This is a genomic window from Thiolinea disciformis DSM 14473 (assembly GCF_000371925.1).
In the GTDB taxonomy this organism is placed as follows: Bacteria; Pseudomonadota; Gammaproteobacteria; order Thiotrichales; family Thiotrichaceae; genus Thiolinea; species Thiolinea disciformis.
Genome location: NZ_AQVE01000013.1, coordinates 69,078 through 86,969 on the forward strand (window position 1 = coordinate 69,078; position 17,892 = coordinate 86,969).

General features: G+C 44.7%; 21 protein-coding genes. 16 read left to right on the top strand and 5 right to left on the bottom strand.

Going from position 1 to position 17,892, the window contains the following annotated elements; genetic code table 11:
• Nucleotides 1-8 precede the first annotated feature (8 nt).
• Nucleotides 9-2,288 (top strand): ATP-dependent Clp protease ATP-binding subunit ClpA, encoded by a 2,280-nt coding sequence (gene clpA / locus A3IE_RS0111285; RefSeq protein ID WP_020395733.1) that lies wholly within the window; start codon nucleotides 9-11, stop codon nucleotides 2,286-2,288.
• A 37-nt stretch (nucleotides 2,289-2,325) separates the two neighbouring features.
• On the opposite strand, the gene infA is transcribed toward clpA, so the two are convergent.
• On the bottom strand, nucleotides 2,326-2,544 hold the full coding sequence (gene infA, locus A3IE_RS0111290; RefSeq protein ID WP_020395734.1) for a translation initiation factor IF-1: 219 nt from the start codon (nucleotides 2,542-2,544) through the stop codon (nucleotides 2,326-2,328).
• A 195-nt stretch (nucleotides 2,545-2,739) separates the two neighbouring features.
• Between infA and fabD the strand changes: the two genes are divergently transcribed.
• The 8 genes from fabD to A3IE_RS0111330 all read left to right on the top strand — a co-directional run bounded on the left by fabD (nucleotide 2,740) and on the right by A3IE_RS0111330 (nucleotide 9,351).
• Entirely contained in the window at nucleotides 2,740-3,678 is a 939-nt protein-coding gene (fabD, locus tag A3IE_RS0111295; protein WP_020395735.1) for an ACP S-malonyltransferase, read from the top strand.
• Nucleotides 3,679-3,681: 3 nt separating this feature from the next.
• Complete coding sequence (gene fabG, locus A3IE_RS0111300; protein WP_020395736.1) at nucleotides 3,682-4,434, top strand: 3-oxoacyl-ACP reductase FabG; 753 nt, start codon at nucleotides 3,682-3,684, stop codon at nucleotides 4,432-4,434.
• A gap of 91 nt (nucleotides 4,435-4,525) precedes the next feature.
• On the top strand, nucleotides 4,526-4,768 hold the full coding sequence (gene acpP / locus A3IE_RS0111305; RefSeq protein WP_020395737.1) for an acyl carrier protein: 243 nt from the start codon (nucleotides 4,526-4,528) through the stop codon (nucleotides 4,766-4,768).
• Between the two features lie 105 nt (nucleotides 4,769-4,873).
• A complete protein-coding gene (fabF, locus tag A3IE_RS0111310; protein ID WP_020395738.1) occupies nucleotides 4,874-6,118 on the top strand; it encodes a beta-ketoacyl-ACP synthase II in 1,245 nt (414 codons plus the stop codon).
• A gap of 184 nt (nucleotides 6,119-6,302) precedes the next feature.
• Nucleotides 6,303-7,382: an endolytic transglycosylase MltG gene (gene mltG, locus A3IE_RS20485; RefSeq protein ID WP_020395739.1), complete on the top strand. Its 1,080-nt coding sequence runs from the start codon at nucleotides 6,303-6,305 to the stop codon at nucleotides 7,380-7,382.
• Entirely contained in the window at nucleotides 7,382-8,038 is a 657-nt protein-coding gene (gene tmk, locus A3IE_RS0111320; protein WP_020395740.1) for a dTMP kinase, read from the top strand. Before mltG ends, tmk begins: the two co-directional genes overlap by 1 nt.
• Nucleotides 8,031-8,954 carry a DNA polymerase III subunit delta' gene (gene holB / locus A3IE_RS20490; RefSeq protein ID WP_020395741.1) on the top strand — a complete coding sequence of 308 codons (924 nt, stop codon included), beginning with the start codon at nucleotides 8,031-8,033 and terminating at the stop codon, nucleotides 8,952-8,954. Before tmk ends, holB begins: the two co-directional genes overlap by 8 nt.
• 61 nt (nucleotides 8,955-9,015) lie before the next feature.
• Nucleotides 9,016-9,351 (top strand): PilZ domain-containing protein, encoded by a 336-nt coding sequence (locus A3IE_RS0111330; RefSeq protein WP_020395742.1) that lies wholly within the window; start codon nucleotides 9,016-9,018, stop codon nucleotides 9,349-9,351.
• Nucleotides 9,352-9,416: 65 nt separating this feature from the next.
• On the opposite strand, the gene A3IE_RS0111335 is transcribed toward A3IE_RS0111330, so the two are convergent.
• The gene (locus A3IE_RS0111335) at nucleotides 9,417-9,947 is read right to left on the bottom strand and encodes an FKBP-type peptidyl-prolyl cis-trans isomerase (protein ID WP_051062522.1); all 531 of its coding nucleotides are present in this window, start codon (nucleotides 9,945-9,947) and stop codon (nucleotides 9,417-9,419) included.
• A gap of 202 nt (nucleotides 9,948-10,149) precedes the next feature.
• On the opposite strand from A3IE_RS0111335, the gene A3IE_RS0111340 reads away from it, so the two are divergent.
• Nucleotides 10,150-10,548, top strand: a complete 399-nt coding sequence (locus A3IE_RS0111340; protein WP_020395744.1) for a hypothetical protein — start codon at nucleotides 10,150-10,152, stop codon at nucleotides 10,546-10,548.
• 22 nt (nucleotides 10,549-10,570) lie between these two features.
• Here A3IE_RS0111340 and A3IE_RS0111345 read toward each other — a convergent pair whose 3' ends face one another.
• The gene (locus A3IE_RS0111345) at nucleotides 10,571-11,257 is read right to left on the bottom strand and encodes an HAD family hydrolase (RefSeq protein WP_020395745.1); all 687 of its coding nucleotides are present in this window, start codon (nucleotides 11,255-11,257) and stop codon (nucleotides 10,571-10,573) included.
• A gap of 135 nt (nucleotides 11,258-11,392) precedes the next feature.
• Entirely contained in the window at nucleotides 11,393-11,980 is a 588-nt protein-coding gene (locus A3IE_RS0111350) for a TetR/AcrR family transcriptional regulator (protein WP_020395746.1), read from the bottom strand.
• 74 nt (nucleotides 11,981-12,054) lie between these two features.
• On the opposite strand from A3IE_RS0111350, the gene A3IE_RS0111355 reads away from it, so the two are divergent.
• The 6 genes from A3IE_RS0111355 (at nucleotide 12,055) to A3IE_RS0111380 (ending at nucleotide 17,068) form a co-directional block, all read left to right on the top strand.
• Nucleotides 12,055-12,471: an MAPEG family protein gene (locus A3IE_RS0111355; protein WP_020395747.1), complete on the top strand. Its 417-nt coding sequence runs from the start codon at nucleotides 12,055-12,057 to the stop codon at nucleotides 12,469-12,471.
• A gap of 134 nt (nucleotides 12,472-12,605) precedes the next feature.
• Complete coding sequence (locus tag A3IE_RS0111360) at nucleotides 12,606-15,065, top strand: sugar-binding protein (protein WP_020395748.1); 2,460 nt, start codon at nucleotides 12,606-12,608, stop codon at nucleotides 15,063-15,065.
• A 42-nt stretch (nucleotides 15,066-15,107) separates the two neighbouring features.
• Nucleotides 15,108-15,344 (top strand): Lrp/AsnC ligand binding domain-containing protein, encoded by a 237-nt coding sequence (locus A3IE_RS0111365; RefSeq protein ID WP_020395749.1) that lies wholly within the window; start codon nucleotides 15,108-15,110, stop codon nucleotides 15,342-15,344.
• A gap of 98 nt (nucleotides 15,345-15,442) precedes the next feature.
• Nucleotides 15,443-15,895: a DUF3429 domain-containing protein gene (locus A3IE_RS0111370; RefSeq protein ID WP_033406974.1), complete on the top strand. Its 453-nt coding sequence runs from the start codon at nucleotides 15,443-15,445 to the stop codon at nucleotides 15,893-15,895.
• 101 nt (nucleotides 15,896-15,996) lie between these two features.
• Nucleotides 15,997-16,545 carry a lipocalin family protein gene (locus A3IE_RS0111375; RefSeq protein WP_020395751.1) on the top strand — a complete coding sequence of 183 codons (549 nt, stop codon included), beginning with the start codon at nucleotides 15,997-15,999 and terminating at the stop codon, nucleotides 16,543-16,545.
• A 34-nt stretch (nucleotides 16,546-16,579) separates the two neighbouring features.
• Nucleotides 16,580-17,068, top strand: a complete 489-nt coding sequence (locus A3IE_RS0111380) for a heme-degrading domain-containing protein (RefSeq protein WP_020395752.1) — start codon at nucleotides 16,580-16,582, stop codon at nucleotides 17,066-17,068.
• Between the two features lie 84 nt (nucleotides 17,069-17,152).
• Here the strand turns inward: A3IE_RS0111380 and A3IE_RS0111385 are convergent, their stop codons facing one another.
• Nucleotides 17,153-17,869: a pirin family protein gene (locus A3IE_RS0111385; protein ID WP_020395753.1), complete on the bottom strand. Its 717-nt coding sequence runs from the start codon at nucleotides 17,867-17,869 to the stop codon at nucleotides 17,153-17,155.
• Between the last annotated feature and the right edge of the window lie 23 nt (nucleotides 17,870-17,892).

Consider the following 17,892-nt stretch of genomic DNA (forward strand, 5'->3'; position numbering starts at 1 on the left):
GTAAAATTATGTTAAGTACTGAAGTTGAATACGCTATTAATAGAATGTTCCGCGATGCACGCGAAAAGCGGCATGAGTTTGTGACCGTGGAGCATTTATTATTAGCGATGCTGGATAACCCCAGCGCTGCCGATGCTTTACGTGCCTGTAATGTGGATATTCCGGGCTTGCGCAGCGATTTGGAGACCTTTGTCGAGGAGAATACGCCTCAAGTTAAAGTGACCGATGAGGAACGTGATGTACAACCTACGCTAGGGTTTCAACGCGTGATTCATCGCGCCGTTTACAGCGCTCAGTCCTCACGTCGTGGTGAAGTGACTGGTGACGCTATTTTGGTAGCTATTTTTGGCGAGCCTGATTCGCACGCTGTGTATTTTCTTGCACAGCGTAATGTTGCACGTTTGGATATTGTAAATTATATCGCGCATGGTGTGCGTAAAGAAGATACACCGAGTGATGAGCCGCGCGCGGATAATTCGCACTCCAATAATAGCAGTGAGTCGCAGGAAAGTGAGGTCAGTGAAGCGAAAACGGCTTTAGAGCAATTTGCTTCCAACTTGAATGACATGGCGCGCCAAGGCCGGATTGATCCTTTGATTGGTCGTGATGCAGAAATTGAACGCACGGTTCAGGTGTTATGCCGTCGCCGCAAAAATAACCCCTTATTAGTGGGTGAGGCCGGTGTAGGTAAAACGGCTATTGCTGAAGGTTTAGCCAAGCGTATTGTGGATGGAGAAGTGCCAGAAATTTTGGCCGATGCGGTGATTTATTCGCTCGATATGGGTTCATTATTGGCGGGTACAAAATACCGTGGTGATTTTGAGAAGCGCTTAAAAGCGGTGATTACGCAGGTTAAGCAAGAGCCACATGCTGTGCTGTTTATCGATGAAATTCATACCATCATTGGTGCTGGAGCGACTTCTGGTGGCACGATGGATGCGTCGAATTTAATTAAGCCGGTGTTATCTTCCGGTGAGTTGAAGTGTATTGGCTCTACGACTTTCCAAGAATATCACTCAGTCTTTGAGAAAGATCGGGCTTTGGCACGGCGCTTCCAAAAAATTGATGTGCATGAGCCGAGTGTGGATGAAACCTTCGAGATTTTGAAAGGTTTGAAAAACCGTTTCGAAGAACATCATCAGGTGAAATATACCAATCCAGCCTTAAAAGCGGCGGCAGAATTGGCAGCGCGTTATATCAATGATCGTCATTTGCCAGATAAGGCGATTGATGTGATTGATGAGGCGGGTGCAAATCGTCGTATGAAGCCGTCGGCTACCCGTAAGAAAACCATTTCAGTGACGGATATTGAGGAAATTGTTGCTAAGATTGCACGTATTCCGCCCAAAACCATTTCTAGCTCGGATATGGATATTTTGCGTACCCTCGAGCGTGATCTAAAAATGGTTATTTTTGGTCAGGATAAAGCCATTGAGCAATTGACTTCTGCGATTAAAATGGCGCGTTCTGGTTTGCGTGATGATACGCGTCCGATTGGTTCATTCTTATTTACTGGCCCAACGGGTGTTGGTAAAACCGAAGTGACCAAGCAATTGGCGCAGCGTATGGGCATTGAGCTATTGCGCTTTGATATGTCGGAATACATGGAGCGTCATACGGTTTCGCGCCTGATTGGTGCGCCGCCGGGCTATGTGGGTTTTGATGAAGGCGGTTTGCTGACTGATGCGGTGAATAAGCATCCACACTCAGTTGTATTATTGGATGAAATCGAAAAAGCGCATCCGGATGTGTTCAACTTGCTATTGCAGGTTATGGATCATGGCACCTTGACCGATTCAAATGGACGCAAAATTGATTTCCGTAACGTGATTTTGATTATGACCAGTAATGCGGGCGCGGAAAATATTAGCCGTAAATCCTTAGGTTTTACCCATCAAGATCATACCAGCGATTCTATGGAAGCGGTAAAACGCACGTTTAGTCCCGAATTCCGTAATCGCTTGGATGGCGTGGTGCAGTTTGGTGCTTTAACACCTGAAGTGATTGCTTCGGTAGTAGACAAGTTCATTATCAAGTTAGAAGCACAATTAGAAGCCAAAAAGGTCACTCTACGTATTGATGAAAAAGCACGCGCATGGTTAGCTGATAAAGGTTATGACCGCTTAATGGGTGCACGCCCGATGGAGCGAGTGATTCAGGAAAAAATCAAGCGCCCATTAGCGGATGCCTTGTTATTTGGTGAATTAGCTCATGGCGGTCGTGTGGATGTAACAGCAGATGAGGGCGAGTTGGTCTTGCGCTACGAAGGTGTTGCAGTAGAAGCCTGAGATTATCATTAGGGCTAGGGAAGCTAGCTTCCCTAGTTTACTTACTACGATAACTAATCCGGCCTTTAGTAAGATCGTAAGGAGTTAACTGCACAGTGACACGGTCGCCGGTCAAAATACGAATATAGTTTTTACGCATACGGCCAGAAATATGAGCCATCACCACATGATCATTATCTAATTTCACGCGAAACGTTGTGTTGGGCAATGTATCTACCACAGTGCCTTCCATTTCAATATAATCTTCTCGAGCCATAATTTTCCTTGACTAATTTAAATTTGATAAGTTTAGCATAAACTAACCCGCGCGTATTATCCCCGCATTAAAGCAGATGACAAGCTCTTTTTTACCACTGGGCGTGATTTGCCCGTTAAATTCTATTAGCATAACGGCATTTCTTTCTTTAGCAGAATATTTGCTCAAGCCAACTTTTCAGGAGTCATGTTACTAATGTCAATCGCAGGGCTTTTCCCCGGCCAAGGGTCGCAGTCACAAGGGATGCTGACGGATTTAGCGAGTGCTTTTCCGATTGTGAACGAAACATTTGCCCAAGCTAGCCAAGTATTGGGACGTGATTTATGGCAAATCGTGCAACACGGGCCAGAAACAGCCTTGAATAGTACCGAAAATACCCAACCTTTAATGTTGACGGCTGGTGTAGCAACATGGCGCGTTTGGCAGCAGCAAGGTGGTTGTGTGCCGGTGGTAATGGCAGGGCATAGTTTGGGCGAATATTCGGCTTTGGTAGCCGCTGGTGCATTAGATTTTGCCGAGGCAGTAAGTGTAGTGGCTGAGCGTGCACGCTTGATGCAAAGTGCGGTTCCCGAAGGTCTAGGAGCCATGGCTGCCGTATTAGGCATGGATGATGCTGAAGTAATGGCAGCTTGTGCAGACGCAGCTCAGAGTGAGGTGGTTGAGGCGGTGAATTTCAATTCCCCCGGTCAGTTGGTGATTGCGGGGCATAGTACAGCGATCGACCGTGCGATTGAGGCTTTAAAAGCACGCGGTGGTAAGAAAATCGTCAAATTATCGGTGAGTGTGCCGTCGCATTGTGCCTTGATGCAACCAGCCGCCACTTTATTAGCTAAGCGTTTGGCTGAAGTGAAACTGAAACTAAGCACTTTGCCAGTATTTCATAATGTCGATGCCAAACCCCGTACAACAGCGGTTGACATAGCGCAGGCTTTAACTGAGCAATTGTATCGGCCAGTGCGCTGGACGGATACGGTAAAAGCGCTGCAACAGCAGTTTGCTATTAAAGCGGCGGTGGAATTTGGCCCTGGTAAAGTCTTAACAGGTTTGAATAAGCGTATTGATAAGCAAATTGAAGCAGTAGCGGTTTATGATCAGGCGAGTTTAGAGGCGGCATTAAAAGTGTGTGGGGCTTAATTTATGTATCAAATTGACTTAACAGGCGAAATTGCTTTAGTAACAGGCGCTAGCCGTGGTATTGGCCGTGCGATTGCGGAAACTTTAGGTAAGGCAGGTGCCACGGTTGTGGGTACGGCGACTACTGAGAAGGGGGCTACGGCGATTTCTGAGTATCTCAATGCAGCAGGGGTAACAGGTCAAGGCTTATTGCTAGATGTCGCAAGTTCGGAATCCGTCGATGGGGTCATTAAAGCCGTGAATGATCAATTTGGTGCGATTACGGTGTTGGTGAATAATGCAGGGATTACGCGTGATAATTTACTCATGCGGATGAAAGATGAGGAGTGGGATAGTATTTTAAATACCAATCTCAGTTCAATTTATCGCACCAGTAAAGCCTGTTTGCGTGGCATGATGAAAGCTAAAAAAGGCCGTATTATTTCGATTGCCTCAGTCGTGGGTGCAACCGGCAATCCGGGGCAAGCTAATTATGCTGCTGCAAAAGCGGGCATGGTTGGATTTTCTAAATCATTAGCACGCGAAATAGGTTCACGTAATATTACCGTCAATGTGGTTGCGCCTGGCTTTATTGACACCGATATGACCCGCGAATTATCGGAAGAGCAACGTCAGATTTTATCGAGCAATATTCCATTAACCCGTTTCGGGCAGGCTACTGATATTGCGAATGCTGTATTATTTTTAGCGTCATCGATGGGCGCTTATATTACTGGCGAGACTTTACACGTCAACGGCGGAATGCACATGAGCTAAACTGAACGTTGTCTAACTAGCATACGCAGCAGGTTTTACATACAATACTGCTCTAATGCTCATTATTTTTACCTAGAAGGAATGCAACACCATGAGTGATATTGAGAGTCGCGTCAAAGCTATTATCGTTGAGCAATTAGGCGTCGATGAGGCTGATGTGAAAAACGAAGCTTCTTTTATCGATGACTTGGGCGCGGATTCATTGGACACCGTTGAATTAGTCATGGCTTTGGAAGAAGAATTCGGCATTGAAATCCCTGATGAAGAAGCCGAAAAAATCACAACGGTTCAAGCAGCTATTGATTACGCTAAAGCAGCACAAGCTAAAGCTTAATGGTTTAATACCCTAGTGGTGGTCTGCTTGACTACACTGCAACTCTATTAAGCGGGTTGCAGTGATCCAAAGCGTTTCTATTTATATCTATAAAGGTGTATTGGTTTGTCTAAACGGCGCGTCGTAGTCACTGGTCTAGGCATCGTGTCCCCAGTCGGCTCAAAACTGGAAACTGCTTGGTCTAATATTAAAGCCGGTAAAAGTGGCATCGGTTTAATTAGCCCTGAGTTGTTTGATGCTTCTCAATTCAGTGTTCGCATTGCGGGCAATGTACGAGATTTTAATGTCAATGACTACATTAAACCCAAAGACCAGAAAAAGATGGATACCTTTATCCATTATGGTATTGGTGCGGGTGTTGATGCGATTAAAGATGCTGGCCTTGAAATTACCGAAGAAAATGCGGAGCGCATCGGTGTATTAATGGGGTCTGGTATCGGCGGTTTAGGTACAATTGAGGATAATTACTCGTCTTATTTACAAGGCGGAGCACGTAAAATATCACCTTTCTTTGTTCCTGCTAGCATTGTGAATATGGTCGCTGGTAATTTGTCGATCATGTATGGTTTAAAAGGTCCAAATCTATCCATTGTTTCTGCTTGTGCGACTGCGACCCATAGTATTGGCGATGCTGCTCGGATGATTTCCTACGGGGATGCCGATGTAATGATTGCGGGTGGTTCAGAAATGGGTTCTACGCCACTGGGTATTGGTGGTTTTGCCGCAGCACGCGCCTTATCAACCCGTAATGATAATCCCGAAGCGGCGAGTCGTCCTTGGGATGTGGATCGTGACGGCTTCGTATTAGGTGATGGTGCAGGCGTATTGGTATTAGAAGAATACGAATATGCTAAAGCACGTGGCGCACGGATTTATTGTGAGTTAGTCGGTTATGGTATGAGTAGCGATGCTTATCACATGACCTCGCCTTCCCTAGGTGGTGAAGGTGCAGCGCGTTGTATGAAGAATGCCATGAAAGATGCGGGTCTAAATCCTGATCAGATTGATTATATCAACGCCCATGGCACGTCCACGCCAGCGGGCGATAAAGCCGAAACCTCAGCGATTAAACTCGCCTTAGGGGATCATGCACATCAGGTAGCGATCAGTTCGACTAAATCCATGACTGGTCATTTATTGGGTGCAGCCGGTGGTATTGAAGCCGTCTTCAGCGTAATGGCGCTCTACGACAAAGTATTACCCCCTACCATCAATATCGATAATCAAGATCCAGAGTGTGATTTAGACTATGTGCCGAATACCGCACGTGATACTAAAGCTAAGGTCGCTATGAGCAATTCATTCGGCTTTGGTGGCACTAATGGCACACTGATATTTAAGGCACTTTAAGCATTAAGGTGCTGAGCAGGGCGAACTTCCATTCGCCCTGAGTCTAGTGTTATTCCAGATAATCTTTCCGTGTTAGCCAATTATTACTCAGCTATTTGTCTTTATCTGCTAGCTTAGGTTTAATGCGCGAATTTGTGCTACAAGTTTGTAACAAATTCAACAGTGAACGCTTGCGGAGCGTAGTATGAAACGTTTTTTAATGGTGCTGCTTGCTTTATTAGTCGTTGTCCTTGGTGCAGCCGCTTACGCTTATTATCAATTCGAGCAATTTGGCAAACAACCGATTCCTTTATTAATAGGGCAGACCAAAATTTTTGAGGTAAAGCCTGGTAGTAATGTGCGTCAGGTTGCACGGGACTTGCAGAGTCAAGGCTTAATGCCGGATGAAAGTTTACTCCCGTCAGATTGGCTTTTCTTGGCGCAAGCGCGTAAAACCAATCTGGCTTCCAAAATCAAAGCGGGTGCTTATGAGTTGGAAGGAGGAATGACTCCTATAGATGTCTTGAAAAAGATTGTTTCAGGCAAGACTATTCAGTACAAAGTGACCTTGATTGAAGGGCGGACTTTTAAGGAATTTAAGCAAGTGCTGCGTAATAATGAGCAGTTGGAGCAGACGCTTAGTGATGCCGATTATACCGATATTATGGCTAAACTAGGGGCAGATGCGGGGACGTTTCCTGAAGGCTGGTTTATGCCTGATACCTATAATTTCCCCAAAGGCTCTAAAGATATTGAGGTATTAAAGCGTAGTTATCAGGCTATGAAGGATTATTTAGCGGAAGAATGGCCTAAACGTACTCCACATCCTCTTATTCGTACGCCTTATGATGCTTTGATTTTGGCTTCTATTGTCGAAAAAGAAAGTGGCAAACCGGAAGAGCGTCCACTCGTCGCGCAGGTATTTTTGAATCGTCTTGAAAAGAATATGCGCCTGCAAACAGACCCTACGGTTATCTATGGTCTAGGCGATGCTTATAATGGCAATATAACCAAAGCCGATTTACAACGCGATACCCCTTATAATTCTTATACACGATCGGGTTTGCCGCCCACGCCGATTGCGATGCCCAGTAAGATTTCTTTGAATGCCGTGTTGCATCCACAAAGTACTGATGCGCTGTATTTTGTCGCTAAGGGCGATGGGAGCAATACCCATAATTTTTCTTCGACTTATGAGCAACACCGCAAGGCGGTCAGTCAGTATCTGCAAAATCTTAAGGATGCTGAAAATTCAGCAACCGAAACGACTGAAGGAACGCCTTAATGCAAGGACGCTTCATTACTTTAGAAGGCGGTGAAGGGGCTGGAAAAACCAGTAGTGTAGCATTTATTGTGGATTATTTGCGTTCACAAAGTATTGATACGCTAGCAACCCGTGAACCCGGTGGCACAGAGGTCAGTGAAGCCATTCGTGCTGTGTTATTAGATAAAAGTTTGCCCTCTATGCACGCCGATACTGAATTGCTGTTGATGTTCGCTGCACGCCAAGAGCATTTAGTAAGGAAAATCTTACCGGCTTTAGCAGCGGGTCAATGGGTGGTTTGTGATCGTTTTACCGATGCCACTTATGCTTATCAAGGCTATGGGCGTGCCCAAGCCTTAGAGCGGATTCAACAATTAGAAGCTTGGGTGCAGGGTACATTTCATCCGCATCTTACTTTATTGTTTGATATCGATGTGGAATTGGGCTTTCAGCGTGTCAGGACACGTTATGCTGCACAGCAAACGCAAGCGGATCGTTTTGAACAAGAGCATATATCATTTTTTGAGCGTGTACGGCGTGGCTATTTAGTACGGGCAGCCCACTATCCTGATCAATTCCGAGTGGTTGATGCCTCGCAAAGTTTAGAGCGGGTACAACACGACATTAAGCAGTATCTAATGGAATTTATCCAGCAGGCTAAGGCTCAGCATGTATAGTTGGCATCAAGCATTATGGCAGCAATTACAGCAAGCGCGTCAAGCCAAGCATTTGCCTCATGCCTTATTGTTTTCTGGCACAGATGGCTGTGGTCACGAGACTTTTATTGAATATTTGGCCGCTTCCTTACTGTGCTTAATGCCAACCGCTAATGGCCAAGCTTGTGGGCATTGTCGTAGTTGCCAAGTATTAGCAGCACAAGCACATCCTGATTTTATACGTATTGCAACAGCCGATGATAAACAAACCATTGGGATCGATCAGGTGCGTGGCTTAAGCCATTTCATGGAATTAAAATGCAGTTACAGTCCTTGCCGTGTTGCTTTATTGCCGGAAGCGGATGCGCTGAATCATCATGCAGCGAATAGTTTGCTCAAGGTATTGGAAGAGCCTGCTGGGCAGACACACTTGCTGCTATTTACGACACAATTAAGTCAACTATTGCCCACTATTCGTAGTCGTTGTCAGATTTTTCGTATGTCCTTGCCTGCACCTGATCAGGCTATAGCATGGTTGAAAACCCAGCAAACTATTCAAGAGCCAGCACACTTATTAACATTGGCCTCAGGCAAGCCTTTAACTGCTTTGAGCTTGGATTCGGGTGAGAAATTAGCCCAGCGCGAACTTTTCTTACAGCAACTCCAACAGCTTTGTCAGGGATCATTAACCTGTGCACAACTCTCTAGTCACTGGGAGAAGCAGGATCGCGCGGAGTTGTTAGATTGGTTATTACAGCACTTGCAGCAGCAACTACGGCAGCAGTACCGAGATGCGCAGGGGTGGGAGCTTTATGATCGTTTAGTAGAATTAAAGACATTAGCCACTCATCCATTGAATGCACGGCTTTTTATTGAAAATATGCTAGTTTTATGGGTGCAATATCAGACGCGGCGCATGCGTACGAAAGCTGCCTAATCGTTTAACCTTGTTGGCTCTATAATTATTATCATTATTAGCAAGGACTATCCGCCATCTTATGAGTGCCGTTAAATTGGTGTTACATCTGCCTGATAAAACCGCTTTGCATAATCATTATATGCCTTTAGTACGAGGGGGTGGTTTTTTCATACCTTGCCAAGAAAATCTTAGTTTCGGTGATAGTGTGTTAGTTCAAATTGAATTGCCAAGTGAAGGACAAAAAGCAGTGGTGCCGGGCAAAGTGGTTTGGATCACGCCCAGTGGGGCTGTGCGCAATTTGCCTAAGGGTGTAGGTATTCAAATTACCGGCGAACATCAATTGCGTATTCAGCAATATTTTGAGGGTTTATTGGGGGATTTATTACAACAAAGTCCGCCACGTCCAGCGTATTAATGCAATTTTCTAGCTACGTGAGCGCTAGAGCGGTAGCAGCTTTTATACTGCTACCCGCGTATCGATTATTTCACTTCTAATAATTCCACATCAAATACTAAGGTGGCATTAGGCGGAATAGCGTTACCCGCGCCCGCTGCGCCATACGCTAAATCAGGTGGAATGATCAAGGTACGTTGGCCGCCCACTTTCATACCGGCTACCCCTTGCTCCCAACCCGGAATAACACGACCACTGCCTAAAATAAAGTCAAGAGGTTGCCCACGATCGTGTGAACTATCAAATTTTTGGCCTTGCTTATTGGCCGCCGCTTCGTCATATAACCAACCGGTGTAATGCACTACTACCGTTTTACCTGCTGTGGCTTCAGCCCCTGTACCTTCTTTAACGTCGACTTTGACTAAGGTGGTGGGCTTAGCAGCAGGCTCGGTGGCTTTTGGTGGTGAGGAGGGTGGAGTGGCTGTTTTGCCAGCTTCTGCGGTTGTGGTGGCGGTTGCCGTACTAGCAGCAGGCGCTGTTGTTTTATCTGAACAAGCAGTGATAACGACGCTGGATGTTAAAGCTAAGGCCAGCGAAAGAGCGAACGTTTTATTCAAGGTGTTTCCCCAAAAAGTGTCGAATAAAAAATTTTGCGTGCACATTATTATGCCATATCTGTTAATTGTGGCGAATAATAGAGCGTAGAGCAACTATTGGTCAGTTGGAGTTGATGAGTTGGTCTAAAAATAGTCTAGTCATCTGAAATTCAGAATAGTATGATAATGGTATTAAAATGGTTTTTTTGTTGGAGACTCTATTATGACTAAGAGATTTATTAGCCTTACATTAGCTATTCTATTAGTAGGTGCTGGCAGTGTGTTAGCCGATGGCGCACGTAATCCACCTCAAAAACCTAAGAAACCTGAATTAGCCGATGCTGTAATCGGTACGTATTCTGGAGTCGTGACCTCGGACTCGCGCGGAAGTTCTAAGAATAATGTTACATTAATGGTGGTCAAAAAAGGCCCGGCTCTGGTGCTGGTCACATCAGATTATAAACGTTTAGGGGCAGTGCTGGTGCCTTTGGTGGCGATGTCGAATCGTATGATTCTTGCTGCTGGGGGAAAGTCGACTTTTTTGTATGATCCGACTAAACGTCCCATCCGTTTGGATTATTCGCCTGATGGGACAGTTGCTTATTCGGGAAACAAACACTAGCTGCTAAGCCATTCAGTTTAAGCTAGCTGAGTGCGGCGTCGCAGAAAGCCAGTAAATCTGGAAAATGATCCAAAGCTTGCTCGGATTGGGCTACGCCAACCAAAATACAGTCCATACCAACTGACTTAGCGCCTCCTAAGTCACGATGTGCGGAGTCACCAATAAATAAGCCTTCATGTGGTTGTAATTGCATGGCGTATAACACTTGTTCAAAGCCATAAGTTGATGGTTTAACGTGGCCATGATCTGAAGAAAATGAGATGGCTTCAAACAAGTGCAAAATATTCTGCTCTTCGAAATAAGTGAGCCAAGCCTGCTTGGGTGACCAAATATCAGTCACTACGCTGAGGCGGAATTCGGTTTGTAATTGACGAAGCGCACGCGCATAGTCAGCACTCAAATAACCTCGCTCATGCTGTGCAAAAGTATTCGTTAATAATTGAATCTCAGTCTCTGCTAATTCGCTAGCAAGTAGTTGTAGCGTTTCTGGTACGCTAGGAAAGCGCTGCTGATAATTTGAATAGCGCTCAGCCAAATAATCAAAACACGCCGTAATCAATTGATTAACTTTTGAGCTTGGCAGAGTGCCGCCTAATTGGTGATAGATTAATGAATAATCCTGCTCTGCACCAAAACGATCTTCGCCAAATAAAAAAGTGCTATTCATGTCAAGCAAAATCGCCTGTTTATGTTTCAGATAGTCTTGCATAGCTCCCTTTTAGGTAAGTATTAGCGAATGGTGTGAAAGATAGTTTAAAGACATTATCAACCTATCATTATTTTAGAATTATAGCGTCTCACCGAAGAATAAGGTTAACCGTTTTGTATACGAGTTCCCGTGAGCTTAGCTCTGATTAGCAATTGGATCCCTTGTGAGCAATTGCAAGCTCATGGTGCGGCAGGCACCCAATAGCTCTTCTGTGATGCTGTCATCATTCAAGGCTCGGCCTAGCGCGACACCGCCGATCATGAGCACTGAAATAGCAAGACAAGTCAAGCGCTCGCGTTTTTCTGCTGTGCCGGTATGTTGCAAGCCTTGCAATAAGTTCTTGTATACCTGTGTATACGCTTCGCGCACTTGTATATCACGTTGGTTAATATCGCTAATCAGAAATGCTAGTGCGCAGGGCGTGGTTTTTTGCTGCACATGCTCTTGATTCAAATAACCCTCAATCAGGTGATCAATAGAAGCACCATTTTTTAGCTCCTGCGCGTAATAGTTAAAACGCTCGCGCGACGTGTATTGAAGTGCCGCTGCATACAAACTGCTCTTGTCGGGAAAGTGGTGATAGAACGCACCGCGCGTTAAACCTGCATGTTCCATGATTTGATCAATTGACACCTGATCATAGCCACGACTGGTAAATAGCTGCGCGGCGCTGGCGAGAATTCTCTCTTGGGTTTTGGCTTTATGGGTGTGCGGGTAGGGCATGAAGTATCAAAATATGTTGTTGAACATATTCTGTATCTTATTAGGATGGGATTTTTAATACGAGGAAAATAACTATGCAGTCTTTTGCAAGCCTCTATCCTGTCTGTGCTATGGCCTTGCTCAGTTTTGGTGTCAGTTTATGGCTATACAAGTCGCGTGTAAAAGCTATCAAATCAGGCTCCAAGCTAAGCTATTTCAAATTCAATCAAGGTGAAATGCCAGATTTTGCCAAGCAAGCTGAACAGCATTACGCCAATTTATTTGAAATGCCAGTATTGTTTTATATGGTGTTGTTAGTGGCTTTTGTAACCCAAACTGATCACCTTGGTTTAGTTGTTTTAGCGTGGATTTATGTACTCCTACGATTGGTGCATACGTATATTCACCTTGGTTCAAATTACTTGCTCTATCGTATGCGCTCGTTTCTCGCCAGCTTTGCCGTTTTATTTGCCATGTGGATTTGGGTATTGATAGCGTTATTATTGAAATAAAGGACGCTCAAACTGGTAAGCTGTTGGATCTCGCCAACCAGATCGGCGGTAATTAAATCCAATTAGTAGGCGTAATGCTTGCAAAATAAAAGCACTTCACTATGCTTCCGGCATCGTCTGGTGACTTTAGAGTTATGAAAAAATTATTACTTTGGCTGCTAGTAGCGCTGCTGATTATTGGGTTTTGGGTAGGGCTTTATTTTTGGCTGGTTCAGCCGCCTCGTGCTATTAGCCCTCCAAAACCACCCAAGGTGTCGAATCCGATCAATTCGTTTTCTGATCAGCCTGAAACTAAGTCGCCTGTGTTTAGTGCGACCCCATGTCCTGTAACCCCTGAAGCGCCCCTTGTGCCATTGACTTATGCTTTACCCGAAAAACGCCCTGCGGTTGGCATTAATGTGAACGAATTACACCATGAAGATGCCAGCTTTCCCTTTATTGATTTATTCCGCCAAGCTGATCCTTTTGCCAATAATATTTTGGAATTACCTAACGCGGACAAAGCCCAATACGATGCTTATGGTTGGCCAACCCAGCTTAATGGCAGTGAAGTAGGTACGAAGTTTATTGGTAAGATGCCCGCTGCAGCGCTACCCGTAGGGGATTATATTGTGCTGTATGACGGGCAGGGCGCTTTGAGCTATGGTCACGGCGTGGAACGTACTAGCCAAAAAGAAGGGCGTGAAACCATTCGTTTTACTCCAGACGAAAAAGGTGAAATCAACGCCAGTTTATTAATTACTGCGACTAATCCCGCTGATCCTTTGCGTCATATTCGTATTTTGCCACCCGGTGGTATCTGTCAGGATAATCCTTATCAACGTGTTGCTAATGCAACCGCTTGTACCAGTGGTGCGGCGTATTTAGCCTTTGAAACACATTATAATAGTATTGTTTTTACGCCAGAATACTTAAAATTTCTCAGTGATTTCAGTGTGATACGTTTTATGACTATGTCTGGGATTACGCGCAATCCGATCGTACACTGGCAAGACCGACCCAAAATGCAAGAAGCAACTTGGGGGGGGAAGTATGGGCAACGTGGGGCACCGTTAGAGATTCAGGTGGATCTTGCCAATCGTATGCAGGCGGATGCTTGGTTCAATTTACCTCATGCCGCTGATGATGAGTATGTGCGTGAATTTGCCGTTTTTGTGCGTGATCATCTACGCCCAGAAGCACGGATTTATGTGGAGTACACGAATGAAGTATGGAATACCGCTTTCTCACATAGTGAATATACGCAAAAAAAGGGCATTGAAGCAGGCTATAGCATTAACTCTGTGGAAGCGGGTTATCAGTATTATGTGCAGCGTGCTAATGAAGTATTCACGATTTGGGAAAATGTATTCGGGGGGCGTGAGCGTTTAGTGCGCGTCTTGGGGAGTTGGGATTCACGCCCCGATGTCACCAAAAAACTATTGACTGATTATGGTGGAGCAAAAATTGCCGATGTCCTAGCAATCGCACCGTATTTTGGGGGCAATATTAAAGGCTATCGCGAATCCACTACCGTGGATGAAATTTTTAAACTAACCACCGACGCCGATTCATTCCGTTCTCTGCCGCAAATTCTGGATCATATACGCGAACAAGCCAAGCTGGCTAAACAAGCTGGTTTGAAATTAGTGGCTTATGAGGGCGGGCAGGGGCTAGTTGATTGGGTAACACGTGACCCTAATCAGCATCCCAATCCTTTATTTTTTGCCGCGAATCGCGACCCGCGCATGGGGGAGTTGTATACACAATTATTAGAGGGCTGGAAAGATGCAGGCGGCGAGCTATTTATGGCCTTTGCTTCACCGCGTACCTGTCAATGGTTCGGCTGTTGGGGCTTAAAAGAATATTTATTACAGCCACCGGAGCAAGCTTATAAATACGAAGCGGTGCTCAAGTTCATCAATGCCCATCGTGATTGGACAATGAATTGGGATAATAAATCATTGGCTGTGGCGCCCGCAGTGCCTGAGCCGGTAGCCGCAAGCAAGAAACCCCGTAATCCGGATGATCCGATTATTGTATTCCGTCCAGCCAATGATCCAGAGCGTTATTTCTTCCTCGAAAACCCGCAAACACTGGATAATTTATTAGTGGGTGAAAGTTGGGAGAAGAAAAATTTATTTGGTAAATGGCAAGGAAAGTGGGATGCCAAGTTTTTATATGTGACCGTGCGTGTTTATGATTCAGAACTAAAGTCTGATTCAGACAAGCCTGAGGAGGATGATTCCGTTGAGATTTTGATTGATGCCGATAATAGTCGTTTAGATCATTATGATGGGCGTAATGATTTTCGCTTAGTATTTGCGTGGGGACGCGAACAGGTATTTATTGACCCTAAATCACCCCAATCGATACATCCTGATTTGACTTATCAATTGGAAAAAACAGCGGACGGTTATGAGTTAAAAGCCAAAATTCCTTGGGTAATGTTGGGAGTAACCCCAGCAGTTGGACGGCGGGTTGGCGTCGAAATTCAAGTGAATGATGATGATGATGGCGCTGGACGTGAGCGTAAGGTTTCATGGTTGGCGCGCGAAGACAATGCTATGAATAATCCACGTTTATTTGGTGTGGTGCTTATCAGCGGGCGCTAAAGCTATGCTATGATCCCGTAAAATAGTGCAAGGAGCCGTTTTATGAATTGTGTTTTTGTGCAATTGCGTTGCCACCCCGGCAAAACTTATGAGGTTGCGGACGAAATTTTCGAGCGCGAAATTGCGTCTGAATTATATTCTACCAGCGGCGATTTTGATTTATTGCTCAAGCTTTATATTCCAAAAGAAGACGATATTGGTAAGTTTATTAATGACCATATCTTAACAATTCCAGGAATCGCGCGCTCGTTAACGACTTTAACTTTCCGTGCTTTCTAAGTTTTAGGTGATTGTGGCGCTTGGTGAGGAAGTGATCCAAGCCGATATTGTGTGGCGTGATTATATAATTCGCAATATCAATTCAGGAGTCAATCAGGATGAGAAGACTACCACCGTCAATGCGCTGGCTCGGCTATTTAGGCCTACTGCCATTTTTCATTTTAAGTTTGTCATTATTAGCTCATATCTCTTTGCCCGGTCTAGCTAATGCTCGCCTAGATTGGTGGTTAGCGGCTTATGCAGCCTTGGTATTGAGTTTTCTAGGTGCGATTTATTGGGGCATGGTCTTAGGGATGCAAGATTGGATCAGTGAAGCGGATAATCGCAAGCTCATTCAAGTCAGTGTCTTACCTAGTCTGGGCGCATGGTTCAGTCTATTGTTGCCGATTAAAGCTGCACTTTTGGCATTGGCTATTTTATTAGCACTAGCATATGCGGCAGATGTTTGGTTATTATATAAGCATATTAAGCTTTACCCCGATTACCTACGCTTGCGTCGCAATCTCACTGTAGCCTCGGTTATTTTAATGTTACTGGCGGCCATTGCTTAGGGTTTATTAAACCAGAGCAGCAAGAAGCGTCGGTTCTATTAATCGTCTCATTCATTGAATGCAATGTTAATGTGCTAACAAAGCAAATTGCTGAGAGTGTTATGTTGCGCCTGAATTTTATGCTTTATATGCTGGTATTATTGTGCAGTCTTTTATTATCAGGTTGTGGCGGCTCTGAGCCTGAATCGCATTATCCAGCTATAAAAAACTTCCAGTTAGAGCGCTATTTAGGTAAATGGTATGAAATTGCACGCCTTGAAAATGCCTTTGAGCAAGGTTTGAATAATGTTTCTGTCGATTATTCTATTGATGAAGCAGATCGGATTCGCTTTAAAGCACAAAGTTTGTTAGTAGCTGCTGATGAGTGGCAATTGAAAAGCGGCATTCTTAATGTTGTCAGCGATGAGCATATTGGGCAGTTTACATTGTCGTTAGACAAAACGACAAATACCGACTACACCATACTGTATGTGGATTCAGACTATCAGTATGCCTTAGTAACAGCGGGGCAGGGCGATTATTTATGGATCATGTCACGAGCTCCGACCTTAGGGCCAAGTATCAGTCGTATTCTGATTAATAAAGCACGTGGCTTGGGATTCCCCGTGAATAAATTAGTGTTTATTGACCAAAATCGCCCTAATCGCTAAACGTCGCGTGATTTTAAAAATTTAAGGTGTTTTTATGCCGACTCAACGTGATTCTGAGCGCATAGCGCTACAAGAACAAGTATTACGCTTTCAACAATTTGATGCAGATATCGCTTGGGACATCGGCAATCGTTTGCGCACTAAAGCGTTAGAGCGTCAACAAGCCATCGTGATTGATATTACCTTAAATCATCAGCTATTGTTTTTTTGCGCGATGCCCAAAACCGCGCCAGATAATGCTGAATGGACTCGACGTAAACGTAATGTGGTGCAGCGTTTTCATCGTAGCTCTTATGCTATTGGTTTGACTTTAGAACGCCAAGGAACGACCTTAGCCGAAAAATATGGGGTGGCGAATGTAGATTTCGCGGCACATGGTGGTTGTTTTCCTGTCTTTATTCAAGAAGCCATGGTAGGTACTATTGCGATTTCAGGTTTGCCTCAGCGCGCGGATCACGAACTCATTGTTGAGGTATTAGCCGACTCTTTAGGTGAAAATTACGCGGGATTAAAGTTGGATTGATTGAGAAAAGGCCAAGTTTTTTAGGACTTGGCCGGCCTTCGGTCTCTCTACAGACTTACTCAAAACAGTTAATAAGTATTAAGTTTAATAAACAGCAGGCAAATCGAACAGCAAAACCTCGGTTTCTTGCTCTCCGTCTAGGCCTTTAATATGAAAACTAGTGCCTGCACTAACTTGCGCAGCGTCACCGGCTTTAAATAGTTTACCATTAAACTCCATACTGCCACGGGCAACATGCATATAAGCCATGCGGCGTGTAGCTAAGCGATAATATTGCACTTTTTCGGCGGGTAATATCGTGGCATAAATCAAAGCTTCAGTGGGTGCAGTGAGCGAGCCATATTTTCCTTCTGGCGACACTAATAAACACCATTGTTCACGTTTAACGGCGTTTGAAAAATGTTGCTGTGCATAACGTGGTTTTACATTGCGTTCAGTGGGGAGTAGCCAAATTTGTAATATATGCGTTTCTTGCTGTTTAAGTGGGTTGAACTCTACATGAGTAATACCACTGCCTGCAGATAGGTGTTGCACATCGCCTGCTCGAATAATGCTACCATTACCCAGATTGTCGCGGTGAGCTAAAGCGCCTTCTAAAACATAAGTCACAATTTCTATATTTTTGTGCGAATGTGTAGGAAAACCAGCTCCTGCTGCAATATGGTCATCATTAATGACGCGTAAGGCAGAAACACCCATATGACGTGGGTCGTAATACTCACCAAAAGAGAAGCTATGATAACTATTCAACCAATGATTGCGGAAATGACCTCGTTCTTCTGCTAATCGTACGGTTAACATAATTTGTCTCCATTGGTGTTATT